This is a genomic window from Methylobacterium sp. JK268 (assembly GCF_054052225.1).
In genome coordinates, this window is record NZ_JBSVZN010000038.1 from 73,188 (window position 1) to 86,400 (window position 13,213).

10 protein-coding genes are annotated in these 13,213 nt (G+C 70.6%); 4 read left to right on the forward strand and 6 right to left on the reverse strand.

Annotated elements, in window-relative coordinates:
• Positions 1-5: 5 nt before the first annotated feature.
• The 3 genes from fdhF to ACW9J6_RS29615 are packed head-to-tail and all read left to right on the forward strand — an operon-like array spanning position 6 to position 3,941.
• A complete protein-coding gene (fdhF, locus tag ACW9J6_RS29605) occupies positions 6-2,864 on the forward strand; it encodes a formate dehydrogenase subunit alpha (protein ID WP_457119935.1) in 2,859 nt (952 codons plus the stop codon).
• On the forward strand, positions 2,851-3,702 hold the full coding sequence (fdhD, locus tag ACW9J6_RS29610) for a formate dehydrogenase accessory sulfurtransferase FdhD (RefSeq protein WP_457119936.1): 852 nt from the start codon (positions 2,851-2,853) through the stop codon (positions 3,700-3,702). Before fdhF ends, fdhD begins: the two co-directional genes overlap by 14 nt.
• A complete protein-coding gene (locus ACW9J6_RS29615; RefSeq protein WP_457119937.1) occupies positions 3,699-3,941 on the forward strand; it encodes a formate dehydrogenase subunit delta in 243 nt (80 codons plus the stop codon). The genes fdhD and ACW9J6_RS29615 overlap by 4 nt, the downstream gene beginning before the upstream one ends.
• A 155-nt stretch (positions 3,942-4,096) precedes the next feature.
• Here ACW9J6_RS29615 and ACW9J6_RS29620 read toward each other — a convergent pair whose 3' ends face one another.
• The 5 genes from ACW9J6_RS29620 to ACW9J6_RS29640 form a co-directional block, all read right to left on the reverse strand.
• The gene (locus tag ACW9J6_RS29620) at positions 4,097-5,779 is read right to left on the reverse strand and encodes an ABC transporter ATP-binding protein (RefSeq protein WP_457119938.1); all 1,683 of its coding nucleotides are present in this window, start codon (positions 5,777-5,779) and stop codon (positions 4,097-4,099) included.
• Between the two features lie 6 nt (positions 5,780-5,785).
• The gene (locus ACW9J6_RS29625; RefSeq protein ID WP_457119939.1) at positions 5,786-7,198 is read right to left on the reverse strand and encodes a M20 family metallopeptidase; all 1,413 of its coding nucleotides are present in this window, start codon (positions 7,196-7,198) and stop codon (positions 5,786-5,788) included.
• Positions 7,199-7,330: 132 nt separating this feature from the next.
• Positions 7,331-8,275, reverse strand: coding sequence for an ABC transporter permease (locus ACW9J6_RS29630; RefSeq protein WP_457119940.1), 945 nt, complete (start codon positions 8,273-8,275; stop codon positions 7,331-7,333).
• Positions 8,272-9,186, reverse strand: a complete 915-nt coding sequence (locus ACW9J6_RS29635; protein WP_457119941.1) for an ABC transporter permease — start codon at positions 9,184-9,186, stop codon at positions 8,272-8,274. Before ACW9J6_RS29635 ends, ACW9J6_RS29630 begins: the two co-directional genes overlap by 4 nt.
• A 10-nt stretch (positions 9,187-9,196) precedes the next feature.
• A complete protein-coding gene (locus tag ACW9J6_RS29640) occupies positions 9,197-10,708 on the reverse strand; it encodes an ABC transporter substrate-binding protein (RefSeq protein WP_457119942.1) in 1,512 nt (503 codons plus the stop codon).
• Between the two features lie 148 nt (positions 10,709-10,856).
• Here ACW9J6_RS29640 and ACW9J6_RS29645 point away from each other — a divergent pair, with 148 nt between their 5' ends.
• The gene (locus ACW9J6_RS29645; protein ID WP_457119943.1) at positions 10,857-11,753 is read left to right on the forward strand and encodes a LysR family transcriptional regulator; all 897 of its coding nucleotides are present in this window, start codon (positions 10,857-10,859) and stop codon (positions 11,751-11,753) included.
• Between the two features lie 629 nt (positions 11,754-12,382).
• Here ACW9J6_RS29645 and ACW9J6_RS29650 read toward each other — a convergent pair.
• The coding region (locus tag ACW9J6_RS29650; RefSeq protein ID WP_457115101.1) for an IS110 family RNA-guided transposase at positions 12,383-13,213 on the reverse strand (831 nt) is incomplete at its 5' end.

The following is a 13,213-nucleotide window of genomic DNA, read 5'->3' on the forward strand; positions in this document are numbered from 1 at the left end:
GGTTCATGGCCCTGATCAAGGAAATCGACTACGGCACTCCGATCCGCGTCGCCGAGACGACGGTGACGCTGACGATCGACGGCCAGCGCGTCACGGTCCCGGCCGGCACCTCGGTGATGGCCGCCGCGATGACGGCCGGCACCCAGATCCCGAAGCTCTGCGCCACCGACAGCCTGGAGCCCTTCGGCTCCTGCCGCCTCTGTCTCGTGGAGATCGAGGGGCGGCGCGGGACGCCGGCCTCCTGCACGACGCCTGCCGAGGACGGCATGGTGGTGCGCACCCAGACCGACAAGCTCGCCAAGCTCCGCAAGGGGGTGATGGAGCTCTACATCTCCGATCACCCCCTCGACTGCCTGACCTGCGCGGCGAACGGCGACTGCGAGTTGCAGGACATGGCCGGTGCCGTGGGCCTGCGCGAGGTGCGCTACGAAGAGGGGGCGAACCACGTCCGCAAATCCTCGGACCTCTATCGGCCCAAGGACGAGTCGAACCCCTACTTCACCTACGACCCGGCGAAGTGCATCGTCTGCAATCGCTGCGTCCGCGCCTGCGAGGAGGTGCAGGGCACCTTCGCGCTCACCATCGCGGGCCGCGGCTTCGAGTCCCGCGTGGCCTCCGGCCCGACCAATTTTTTCGAGTCGGAATGCGTCTCCTGCGGTGCCTGCGTGCAAGCCTGCCCGACCGCGACGCTGACCGAAAAGTCGGTCATCGAACACGGCCAGCCCGAGCACTCCGCGGTGACGACCTGCGCCTATTGCGGCGTCGGCTGCGCCTTCAAGGCCGAGATGCAGGGCTCCCGCGTGGTGCGGATGGTCCCCTACAAGGACGGCAAGGCCAATGAGGGCCATTCCTGCGTCAAGGGCCGCTTCGCCTACGGCTACGCCACGCACAAGGACCGCATCACCACGCCGATGATCCGCGAGAGGGTCACGGATCCGTGGCGCGAGGTGTCCTGGGAGGAGGCGGTTCGCCACGCCGCCTCCGAGTTCAAGCGGATCCAGGCGACCTACGGCCGCGACGCGGTCGGCGGCATCACCTCCTCGCGCTGCACCAACGAGGAGGCCTACCTCGTCCAGAAGCTGGTGCGCGCGGCCTTCGGCAACAACAACGTCGACACCTGCGCCCGCGTCTGCCATTCGCCGACCGGGTACGGCCTCAAGACCACGCTCGGCACCTCGGCGGGCACGCAGGACTTCAAGTCGGTGGAATTCGCCGACGTGATCCTGGTGGTGGGCGCCAACCCCACTGACGGCCACCCGGTCTTCGGCTCGCGCATGAAGAAGCGCCTGCGCCAGGGCGCCAAGCTGATCGTGGCCGACCCGCGCCGGATCGACCTCGTGAAGTCGCCCCACATCAAGGCCGACCACCACCTGCCGCTGAAGCCCGGCTCCAACGTCGCCTTCGTGAACGCGATGGCGCACGTCATCGTCACCGAGGGGCTGGTGGACGAGGCCTATGTGCGGGAGCGCTGCGACCTCGCCGATTTCGAGGTCTGGGCGCGGTTCGTGGCGGAATCCCGCCACGCGCCGGAGGTGGTCGGCCCGTCGATCGGCGTCGACCCGGCGGAACTGCGGGCGGCCGCCCGCCTCTACGCCACCGGCGGCGCCGCGGCGATCTACTACGGCCTCGGCGTCACCGAGCACAGCCAGGGCTCGACCATGGTGATGGGGCTCGCGAACCTCGCCATGGCGACCGGCAATATCGGCAAGCCGGGCGCCGGGGTGAATCCGCTGCGCGGCCAGAACAACGTGCAGGGCTCCTGCGACATGGGCTCGTTCCCGCACGAACTCTCGGGCTACCGCCACGTGGCGGACGACGCCACCCGCGAGACCTTCGAATCCCTGTGGGGCGCGACCCTCTCGCCGGAGCCGGGGTTGCGCATCACCAACATGCTCGACGAGGCGGTCGGCGGCGGCTTCAAGGGCCTGTACATCCAGGGCGAGGACATCGCGCAATCCGACCCCGACACCCACCACGTCACGGCCGGCCTGCGGGCGATGGAGTGCATCGTCATCCAGGACCTGTTCATGAACGAGACCGCCAAGTACGCCCACGTCTTCCTGCCGGGCGCCTCCTTCCTGGAAAAGGACGGCACCTTCACCAATGCCGAGCGGCGCATCAGCCGCGTGCGCAAGGTGATGCCGCCGCTCGGGGGCTACGCGGATTGGGAGGGCACGATGCTGCTCTCCAACGCGCTCGGCTACCCGATGCACTACGCGCATCCCTCCGAGATCATGGACGAGATCGCCGCGCTGACCCCGAGCTTCGCGGGCGTGTCCTACGCGCGGCTGGAGGAACTCGGCTCGATCCAGTGGCCCTGCAATGCGGAGGCGCCGCTCGGCACGCCGCTGATGCATGTCGACCGCTTCGTGCGCGGCCTCGGCAAGTTCATGATCACCGAGTTCGTGCCCACCGACGAGCGGACCACGGCGAAGTACCCGCTGATCCTCACCACCGGGCGCATCCTCAGCCAGTACAATGTCGGCGCGCAGACGCGGCGCACCCACAATTCGCGCTGGCACGAGGAGGACGTGCTGGAGATCCACCCCTTCGATGCCGAGACTCGCGGCATTGTGGACGGGGACCTGGTGGCGCTGGAGAGCCGCTCGGGCGACATCGCGCTCAAGGCCCGCGTCACCGAGCGGATGCAGCCGGGCATCGTCTACACCACCTTCCACCACGCCAAGACCGGCGCCAACGTCATCACCACCGACTATTCCGACTGGGCCACCAACTGCCCGGAATACAAGGTGACGGCGGTGCAGGTCCGGCGTACCAACCGGCCCTCCGACTGGCAGGCCCGGTTCTATGAGGAAGACATCTCCCTCACCCGCATCGCCCACCAACGCGATGCGGCCGAGTAGCGGCGGCGACGCGGCGGCGGAGACCTCCGCCCGCGTCCCGACCCTCGTCGTCGCCTACGACGACCCGGCTGGGCGCGAGGAATCCCGCCCGCTCGCCGTCGAGATGGCGGTGAACGTGGTCTATGGCAGCGTGCCCTACGCCGTCATGATGACGACGCCGGCCGACCTCGTGGACTTCGCCTACGGCTTCAGCCTGACCGAGGGCATCGTGCGAGGGCCTGAGGAGATCCGCGGCGCCGTGGTGGAGCCGGGGGAGGGCGGGCTTCGCCTCGTCGTCGACCTCGCGCCGGGGCGGCTGCGCGAGCACCTCGCCCGCAAGCGCGCGATGAGCGGGCGCACCGGCTGCGGGATCTGCGGCATCGACGACCTCGCCGACATCCCCAAGGCCGAGACGCGGCTCGATGCCGGGGTGCGGGTGACGACGCGCGCCGTCGCCCGGGCGCTCGACGCGCTGCACGACCTCCAGACCCTCAACCGCGAGACCCGAGCGGTTCACGCCGCCGCCTGGGCGGATCTCGACGGCCAGGTTCTGGCCGTGCGCGAGGATGTCGGCCGCCACAACGCCCTCGACAAGCTGATCGGCGCCTGTCTGCGGGCGGGCATCGACCCGGCGCAGGGCTTCCTCGTCATCACCAGCCGCTGCTCCTTCGAGATGGCCGAGAAGGCGGCGAGCTTCGGCGCCTCGGTCCTGGTCGCGATCTCGGCCCCGACCTCGCTCGCCGTCGAGCGGGCGCGGGCGCACGGCCTGACGCTGGCGGCCATCGCCCGCAGCGACACCGTCACGGTCTTCACGGGGCGCGAGCGCCTCGTGCTTACCCAACCGGAGGACATCCGATGAGCGCCGCCGACCCCACCGCGAAGCTGATCCGCATGGCGAACCAGATCGCCACCTTCTTCCACCCCTACCCGGAGGAGGAGGGGGTGACGAGCGTCGCCAAGCACATCAAGGACTTCTGGACGCCGAAGATGCGCGAGGCCCTGGCGGCCTATTGCGCGCAGGACGGGCGGGGGGTGGACCCGCTGGTGCTGAAAGCGTTCGGGTCGGACGAGGCGAAGGCGGAGCCGCGGGCGGCCTGACGGGGAATAACCTGGGATGGAGAGGTGCGGTAGGCATGAACCCTCCCCCCTCTGCGGGGGAGGGTGGCCTGCGGAGCAGGCGCAGCGGGACGCAGTCCCGCCGAGAGGGGCAGCGCGACGCTGATCCAACTGGCCCTCTCCAGCACGCTCCCGCTCTATCCTGAAGCGTGGTTCCCCTCTCCCGCCCCGCTCCGCGGGGCACCCTCCCCCGCAGAGGGGGAAGGCTTCATGATCTCCCCCGCCCCCGTCCCCGGCACCGCCGCCAGCAGGCTCTGCGTGTAGGGATGCTTCGGCGCCCGGAACAGCTCCGCGGTCGGCCGCATCTCCACGATCTCCCCGCGGTGCATCACCGCCACCCGGTTGCAGATCGTGGCGGCGACCCGCAGGTCGTGGGTGATGAACAGGAGCGCGATCCCGAGCCGCCGCTTCAGATCCTCCAGCAGCGCCAGCACCTGCGCCTGGACCGAGACGTCCAGCGCCGACACCGCCTCGTCGGCGACGAGCACGTCGGGCTCCATCGCCAGCGCCCGCGCGATGCCGATGCGCTGGCGCTGCCCGCCCGAGAAGGCGTTCGGGTAGCGCTCGGCGGCGGCGGGCGGCAGGCCGACGAGGTCGAGGAGGCGGTGCGCCCGCGCCCGCGCCTCGCGCGCCGGCACCCCCTGGGCGATCGGGCCCCCGGCGATCGTCTGCTCCACCGTGCGGCGCGGGTTGAGCGACGCGAAGGGGTCCTGGAAGATCATCTGGATGCGGTGCCGCTCGGCCCGCAGCCGCGCCGGCCCCAGCGCCGTGAGGTCGAGGCTGCCGAGCCGCACCGTCCCGGCATCCGGCTCCACGAGGCGGATCGCGAGCCGCGCCGTGGTCGACTTGCCGGAGCCCGATTCGCCCACGAGGCCGAGGGTCTCGCCCCGCCGCAGGTCGAAACCGACCTCCCGCACGGCGGCGACGACCCGGGGCTTCCGGAACAGGCTGCCCCGCGTGACGTAGGTCTTGGTCAGGCCCGCGACCGAGAGCGCCACGGGTGCGTCGTCGAGCGGGGGACGCTCCGGCGGCGTCAGGCTCGGCACCGCGGCCAGGAGCGCCCGGGTATAGGCGTGCTGCGGCCGTTCCAGAACCTCCGCCGCCGGCCCGGATTCGACGAGCCTGCCGCGCTGCATCACCGCGACCGCGTCGGCAATGTCCGCGACGACGCCGAAATCGTGGGTGATGAACAGCACGCTCATGCCCCGCCGCCGCTGCAAGTCGCGGATGAGCTTGAGGATCTGCGCCTGGGTCGTGACGTCGAGGGCCGTGGTCGGCTCGTCGGCGACCAGGATCGTCGGTTCGAGGGCGAGCGCCATGGCGATCATCGCCCGCTGGCGCTGCCCCCCGGAGAGCTGGTGGGGATAGGCCCGGACGATCTCGGCGGGGTTCGGCAGCCCGACCTCCGCGGCGAGCGCCACCGCGCGGGCGCGCCGCTCGGCCCCGGTGAGGAGCCCGTGTGCCTCGAACATCTCGGCGATCTGGTCGCCGATGCGCAGCACCGGATTCAGGGCCGTCATCGGCTCCTGGAAGATCATGGCGATGCGCCGGCCCCGCAGCGCCCGCCAGCCCCGCTCGTCGAGGGCGAGGAGGTCCCGTCCCTCGAAGATGATCTCGCCCCCCGTCGGCTTGACCGCGCGGGGCAAGAGGCCGGTGAGCGCGTAGGCGCTCATCGACTTGCCCGAGCCCGATTCCCCGACCACGCAGAGGATGCGGCCGGGCGCGAGGTCGAGGGAGAGATCCTCGACCGCGTGGGGCCGGTCGGCGCCCCGCGGCAACGCCAGGGTCAGGTTGCGGATGCGCAGGACGGGCTCGGGCATGGGGCCTCAGCCCTGTGCGCGGCGGGCGAGGATTCCGGGGCCGGTCTCGCCGAGATCCCAGAACAGCCCGGCCATCAGCCCCAGCGCCTCGCGGGCCATCGGGCCGAGCAGGTGCTCGTCCGGGGCGTGCTGCGAGCAGGCCGGGTAGGAATGGGGCACCCAGAGCGTCGGCAGGCCCAGGATCTCCGAGAAGGCGTCGTTCGGCAGCGAGCCGCCCAGATTGGGCAGCAGCGCCGGGCGCTTGCCGGTGGTTGCGGCGATCGAGTCGAGCGCCCAGCTCACCCAGGGATCCTCCACCGGCAGGCGGGTCGCCCGGAAGACCTCGCTGCGGGCGGCCCGTGCCTGCACCATCGGGAAGCCGTTGGCGTCGAGATGGGCGCGGATCGCCGGCAGCAGGTTCTCCCGGTCGGTCCCGACCACGAAGCGCAGCTGCAGCGTGGCCTTGGCCGAGGGCGGCACCGCGTTGAGCGGCCCCTCCGGGTCGCCGCACTTGAAGGCCAGCACTTCGAGCGTGTTCCAGGCGAAGACGCGCTCGGCCGGGGACAGGCCGGGCTCGCCCCAATCCGTGTCGATCGCCGGTGCGTTCGGGTCGCCGCCGACCGCGATGTCGGCGAGTGCCACGCGCACGCCCTCGGGGATCGGCGGCGGGCGCAGGGCCTCGCAGAGGATGCGGCCGCGGCCGTCGACGAGGCTCGCGATGGCACTCGCCAGCACCGTGCCGGGGTTGCGCAGGAGGCCGCCCCAATTGCCCGAATGGTGGCCGCCCTCGCGCAGGTCCACGACGAGGTCGAAATTGTAGGCGCCCCGCGAGCCGAGGAAGAGCGTCGGCCGCTCGGCGGTGAGCCGCGGGCCGTCCGAGGCGATCAGCACGTCGGAGCGCAGCGCCTCCGCCTCCTGCCGGCAGACCTCGCGCAGGCCCGGCGAGCCCGATTCCTCGCCCATCTCGATCAGGAGCTTCGCGTTGAAGCCGAGCCGTCCGCCGCGGGCCCGCATCACCGCCGCGAGGGCGCCGAGATTGATGATGTGCTGGCCCTTGTTGTCGGCGGTGCCGCGCCCGTACCAGCGCTCGCCCTCGACGGTGACCCGCAGGGGATGGAGCCCGCTGCGCCACTGCTCGGGATAGTTCCGCACCGTGTCGCCGTGGCCGTAGACCAGCACGGTCGGCAGGTCGTCGCCCTCGTGCCGGGTGCCGATCAGGAACGGGCCGTGGCTGCCGTCCGGGTTGTCGAGGATGCGGTGGTGGAAGCCGAGGTCGGCGATCGTCGGCACGACGAAGTCGGTGAGGTAGGCCGTCAGGGCCGGCACCTGGCCGGGCGCCTGGCTCTCGGTGGCGCGGCCGACCGCATCCTGCAGCACGGCCTGAAAGCCGCCCTCGTCGTAGTGCCGCTCCGCCTCGGCGACGGCTTCGGATCGGGACATGTCGCTCACTCTCAAAGAGCATTTTCCGACGAAGCGGAGACCGGTTCGTCGCAGAAAATGCGGCAAAAACAAAGACCTAGAGCAGCGCCCGATTGCAGCGCGATCGGGCGTTGCTCCAGCCGCGGGCGGCGCTCAGTGCCGGCCCTCGGGGGCGGTGATGTCGCGCAGGCCGTCCCCGAGCAGGTTGATGGCGAGCACGAGGACGAGGAGGGCCACGCCCGGGATGGTGATCACCCAGGGCTGGAACAGCATGTACGGTTTGCCCTCGGCGATCATCAGGCCCCAGGAGGGCAGCGGCGGCTGCACGCCGAGACCGAGGAAGGAGAGCGCGGCCTCGAGCAGGATCGCGTGCGCCATCTCCAGGGTCGCCACCACGATCAGCGCGTTGAGGATGTTGGGCAGGATCTCCTGCAGCAGGATGCGCGGCGTCCCGAAGCCCTGGGCCACGGCGGCGGCCACGAACTCCTGACCCCGCACCTGCCGGGTCGCTGCCCGCGTCACCACGGCGAAGCGGTCCCAGAGCAGCAGGCCGAGCACCAGCACCACCACCTTGAGCGAGCCGCCGACCAGCGACGCCATGGCGAGGGCCACCAGCACCACCGGCAGGGCGAGGCGCGTCGTCACGATGTAGCTCACCACCGCGTCGACCCGGCCGCCGCAATAGCCCGCGAGCACGCCGAGCGTGGTGCCGATCAGGCCGGAGATCAGGGCGGCCGAGATCCCGATCAGCAGCGAGATCTGGCTGCCGTAGATCAGGCGGCTGAGATAGTCGCGGCCGAGCTTGTCGGTGCCCAGCCAATGGTCGGCCGAGCCCTTCGGGTGCCAGATCGGCGGGATCAGCCGGCGCGAGACGTCCTGGGCGTAGGGATCGTGGGGGGCGATCAGCGGCGCGGCCAGAGCCGCGAGCAGGATCAGCCCGAGGAGCCCGGCCCCGATCAGGAAGCCGCCGTGGCGCAGGCCCCGGCGCAGGGCGAGGGCGGTGGGCGAGCGGGCGGGGGCGAGGATCGCCGGCTCGGGCATGGCCGCCGCGGCGAGGCTCGGCGGCGGAGCCGACGGGGAGGCGGGCGGGAGGCTCATGAGCGCAGGCGCGGATCGAGGAGGGCGTTGAGGAGGTCGGCCGCCAGCGTCAGGGCGATGTAGATCATCGCCAGGATCAGCACGATCGCCTGGACCACCGGGAAGTCGTTGCGGGCGATGGATTCCCAGGCGAGCTCGCCGAGGCCCTGGAGCGAGAACACCGCCTCGATGACGATCGATCCGCCGAGCATGAAGCCGAACTGCACGGCGCTGAGCGCGATCACCGGGATCACCGCGTTGCGCAGCGCGTGGCGAACCAGCACCTTGCGGGGCGGCAGACCCTTGGCGCGGGCGGTGCGGACGTAGTCGGAGGCGAGCACCTCCAGCATGCCGTTGCGGGTCAGCCGCATCACCGCCGGCATCGCGTAGTAGCCGAGCGCCACCGAGGGCAGCACGAAGTGCTGCCAGGACGAACTGCCCGAGACCGGCAGCCAGCGCAGGTTGACCGAGAAGACGATGATCAGCGTCAGGCCGAACCAGAAGCTCGGCATCGCCTGGCCCAGCACCGAGACGGCGAGCGCCGCCCGGTCGATCCAGGTGTCGCGGCGCACCGCGGCGAGCACCCCCAGGGGGATCGCCACGAACAGCGCCACGGCGAGGGCCACCACGCCCAGCGTCAGCGTGATCGGCAGCCGCGCGCCGACGAGGTCGACGACCCGCTCGCGGAAGTAGAACGAGTTCCCGAAATCGAGGTGGAGCGCCCGCCAGCCCCAGGCCAGGAACTGGGTGAGGAGCGGCTGGTCGAGCCCGTATTGCCGGCGGATCGCCGCGATCTGTTCGGCCGTGGCCTCCGGCCCGCCGATCGCGGTGGCGAGGTCGCCCGAGAGGTGCAGCAGGAGGAAGCTCGCCACCGAGACGGTGACGGCGACGCTGATCGCGACCAGGATGCGGCGCAGGGCGAAGGTCAGCATCGCCCCGGCCTCACTTCCATGAAGCGGCGTAGAAGCGCGGCACCTCGTCGGGCTGCGCCGTGAAGGTCAAGTCCTGGGAGAAGGCGTAGTTCGACGGGTAGGAGAACATCGGCAGGACGTAGGCCTCGGCGGCGATGCGCGTGAGCGCCTCCGCGTACTTGGCCTTGCGGGCCTCCGGATCCGAGCCCGTGTCTCCGGCCTGGAGGAGAGCGATCACCTGCGGGTCGCGGGTCAGGTCCTCCTCGCCGCCGCGGAAATAGACGCCCGTGAAGGCCGAGACGTCGTTGACCGAGAACGAGCCCCAGGTCTGGAAGCCGATCGAGGACTTGCCGCCGCGCAGGGAATCCCGGAAGGCGGCGTAGCGCAGGTAGTTCAGCCGCGCCCGGATGCCGACCGCCCGCAGATAGCCGATCACCGCCTCCGCGTAGTCGCGCTCGCGGTAGGCGGAGAGGTCGATCTCGAACCCGTCCGGATAGCCCGCCTCCTTGAGGAGCGCCTTGGCCTTGGCCGGATCGTAGCGGTAGCGAGGCACGCCCGCGTCGGTGCAGCCGAACTGGTCGATGAAGCAGGCCGAATTCATCACCCGGGCGCCGCCGCGCACGAGGTTGTCCACCATCGCCTTGCGGTCGATGGCGTAGGAGATCGCCTGCCGGACGCGCGGGTCCTTGAGCGGCGAGTTCGCCTGGGCGCGTCCGAGCACGTCGAATTGCAGGAAGCCGACCCGCATCGTCTCGGCGGACAGGACGGTGACGCCCGGGGCGCTCTTCAGCTGCTCCGCCTGGTCGGACGGGATGCGCCAGATCCAGTCGATCCCGCCGGTGACGAGCTCGGCCATGCGGCTATCGCCGTCCGGGATGATTCGGAATTCGAGCTTGCCGATCTTCGGCTTGGCGATCGGGCCGCCGGTCCAGTACTGCTCGAAGCGCGCGAGCTTCACGCCCTTGCCGCTCTCGACGCCGACGATCCGGTAGGGGCCGCTGCCGACCGGGGCCTTGGCGAAGCCGTCCAGGCCGACCTTCTTGAAGTAGGCGGCCGGGAAGATCGGGGTCGGGCCGGCGAGGTATTCGAGGGCGGCCGGGAACGGCGCCTTCAGGTGGATGCGCACGCTGTGCGGGCCGGTCACCTCGGTCGCCTTCATCCAGTCGACGTTGCCCTTGGTGACGACCTTGGCCTCGGGCGTGAGCACGTAGTTGAAGGTGAAGGCGACGTCCTCGGGCGTCAGCGGGTCGCCGTTGTGGAAGGTCACGCCCTCGCGGATCGTCAGGTCGAGGGTGACCGGGTCGACCCAGCTCCAGGCGGTCGCCAGCATCGGCTGGTACCGGCCGGTCGCCGGGTCGCGGTAGAGCAGCGTGTCCCAGGCGTTGCGGGCCAGGATGACGCCCTCGCGGGCGCTGTTGTGGTAGGGCGAGACGTTCTCCGGCTCGCTGTCCGAGGCGTAGACCAGCGTGTCGTTCGCCTTGCCGGCGAGCGCCGGGACCGCGGCGACGGTCAGGGCGAGGGCCGCGAGGACTCGTCTCAGCATGGGGTCTCCGCCTCCGTCGCGCGGACGCCGCCCGGTCTCGAGCCCCGCGCCCTGCTGCATTTGTCGCCGTGCCAGGATGTTGTGCAGGAGCGATCGCAACAACTAGAATTTGGCGATCGCATCATTGCCGGTTCGGCAAGGGAGAGGGATGCAGACCTCAAGCCTGCGCTACTTCCTGGCCGTCGCCCGCACCGGCTCGATCGCGGCGGCCTCCGCCCAGCTCAACGTCGCGGGATCGGCGATCAGCCGGCAGATCGCCAACCTGGAGGCTGAGCTCGACTGCGTGCTCTTCGAGCGCCGCCCGCGCGGGATGGTGCCGAGCCCGGCGGGCGAGCTGCTGGCGCAGCACGCCCACCATGTCCTGCTGCGGGCCGACCAGGTCACGGCGGAGATCCGCGAGTTGGAGGGGCTGGCGCGCGGCCTGATCCGGATCGCGAGTGCGGAGGGCTTCGCCCTCGACCTGCTCCCGACCGCGATCGCCATGTTCCACGCCCGCTATTCGGGGATCCGGTTCGATCTGGCGGTTCTTCCGCCCGCGGAGGTCGCCCGCGTCGTGGCGGCGGGCGAGGCGGATCTCGGCGTCGCCTTCGCGCGGGGACCCGCCGGCGCGGTCTCGGTCGTCTACGAGACCGTCGTGGAGACGATCGGGATCTGCGCGCCGGACCATCCGCTCGTGGGCGCGGCCGAGGTTCGCCTGATCGATCTCGCGCCGTTTCCCCTCGTGCTTCCCACGCGAAACACAACGGCGCGGCAGGTCTTCGAGGCGGCCTGCGCGGCGGAGGGTGTGACGCTGGAGCCGGTTCTGACCGTCAACAGTTTCGCGGCGATGCTGCCCTTCGTGCGCCGCACCCGTGGGATCGGGGTGATGTCGGCGCTCTCGATGAGCACGCCGATCCGCCTCGGCACGCTGGCTGCCCTCCCGATCCGCACGGCGGCGGGCCTGACGCGGGTGATCCAGATCCAGACCATGCGCGACCGCCGCCTGCCCCGCGCGGTCCGGGCCTTCCTGAGCGAGTTGATCGCCGCGATGCCGAGGGCGGAGTGAGGCGGGGCGCGCGAACCCTTCCCCGGAGGGCAAGCCCGTCGGGGAAAATCGAAGACTTCTCAGAAGACGCCTTGGTCTCCGAAAACAGATATTTTTAAGTAAAATACAATATTCCAGCGCGCGCGGGATCCCCTCTCCCGAGTGGGAGAGGGGTAGGGGTGAGGGTGGCTCGGGTTCAGGATTGTTCTGAAGCGTCGAGCTGCCAGCGGCACGGTTCAGATTTCTTGCTGAGACCGAGCCACCCTGCGCGATCTTCGATCGCCCCGGCCCCTCTCCCACGCGGGCTTGCGGACTCACACTTCGGGTGGTGCGCATGCCCTCTCCCCGCGTGCGGCTAGCGTGTTCACACTTCTCCTATTGGAATGAAAAAGCGCTTCTTTCGCAGTCGCTTGAACGGAACCGAGGAGACCCGCGGGATCCCCTCTCCCGCAAGGGAGAGGGGTTCCCCGCGCCCCACCCGAGAACCGTCGTGTGTCGATGTAAACATCTGCCCTGTTTGTATTTTTGCCGTTCTGTGAATCCGCAAGCCGCGTGCGGGGAGAGGGTCGAGTCCCCCTTGGAGGGAGCGAGACGGGGCGGCGCACCGATCGCGAAGCGATCGGCCCGAAGGTGAGCGACTGTCTGGCGTGTCAAGTCTGGGCGGCGAGTTGGGCGCGGACATCACGGGCCTTGGCGTTGAGGCGCACGAGCAGCTTGTGGGCGAGAGCGATGCGGATGACCTTTGGGGGCTTTCCGGCTTGGCGCAACCGTTGGTCGAAGGCGATGAAGTCGGGATCGAAGCGCCGCACGCAGCTGGTGACCACGAACAGGATGGCGCGCACGTCGGCCCGTCCGCCGCGCACGGGGCGTCGGCCGCTGCTCTGGCCGCTGTCGCGGGCGATGGGTGCCAAGCCGGCCAGCTTGGCGATGGCTTTGCCCGAGAGGGTGCCGATCTCCGGCAGGTCGGCCATCAGGCGGGCGATCGTGCGGTCGGCCACGCCCTTGATCGTGCGGAAGGTCGCATCGAGGGCAACCCAGAGCGGATCGGCCTTGAGCTGGGCGGTGATCGCCTCCTCCAACGCGGCGATCTGGCGGTTGATCAGCTCGACCATCTCGGCGACCGAGGTGCGCACCTGCGGCTCGGTGACGAGGCGGCCCTGGTTGGTCTGGACGGTGCGCGCCTCGACCAGTTGATGCAGGCGCGTGACCAGGGCGCTGAGCCGCTCCTGAGCCGGGCTGGCCGGCGGCCGGGGTTTGATCCGGCGCACCTCGGCGAAGCGCGCGATGACGCCGGCATCGATCTGGTCGGTCTTCTCGAGGATGCCCATGGCCTCGGCGAAGCGCCGCACCTGGCGGGGGTTGAGGAGGGCGCAGGGCAGGCCGTCCGCCCAGAGCAGGCGGAAGGGCTGCTGTTCGTAGCCGCCGGTGGCCTCCAGGGCGACGAGGGTGACGTGGTTGTCCCGGCAGAAGCGGGCGAGCGT

Excerpts from the sequence above, each read along its gene's own strand:
- fdhF (WP_457119935.1), top strand. The coding sequence starts at position 6 with ATGGCCCTGATCAAGGAAATCGACTACGGCACTCCGATCCGCGTCGCC.
- fdhD (WP_457119936.1), top strand. The coding sequence starts at position 2,851 with ATGCGGCCGAGTAGCGGCGGCGACGCGGCGGCGGAGACCTCCGCCCGC.
- ACW9J6_RS29615 (WP_457119937.1), top strand. The coding sequence starts at position 3,699 with ATGAGCGCCGCCGACCCCACCGCGAAGCTGATCCGCATGGCGAACCAG.
- ACW9J6_RS29620 (WP_457119938.1), bottom strand. The coding sequence starts at position 5,779 with ATGCCCGAGCCCGTCCTGCGCATCCGCAACCTGACCCTGGCGTTGCCG.
- ACW9J6_RS29625 (WP_457119939.1), bottom strand. The coding sequence starts at position 7,198 with ATGTCCCGATCCGAAGCCGTCGCCGAGGCGGAGCGGCACTACGACGAG.
- ACW9J6_RS29630 (WP_457119940.1), bottom strand. The coding sequence starts at position 8,275 with ATGAGCCTCCCGCCCGCCTCCCCGTCGGCTCCGCCGCCGAGCCTCGCC.
- ACW9J6_RS29635 (WP_457119941.1), bottom strand. The coding sequence starts at position 9,186 with ATGCTGACCTTCGCCCTGCGCCGCATCCTGGTCGCGATCAGCGTCGCC.
- ACW9J6_RS29640 (WP_457119942.1), bottom strand. The coding sequence starts at position 10,708 with ATGCTGAGACGAGTCCTCGCGGCCCTCGCCCTGACCGTCGCCGCGGTC.
- ACW9J6_RS29645 (WP_457119943.1), top strand. The coding sequence starts at position 10,857 with ATGCAGACCTCAAGCCTGCGCTACTTCCTGGCCGTCGCCCGCACCGGC.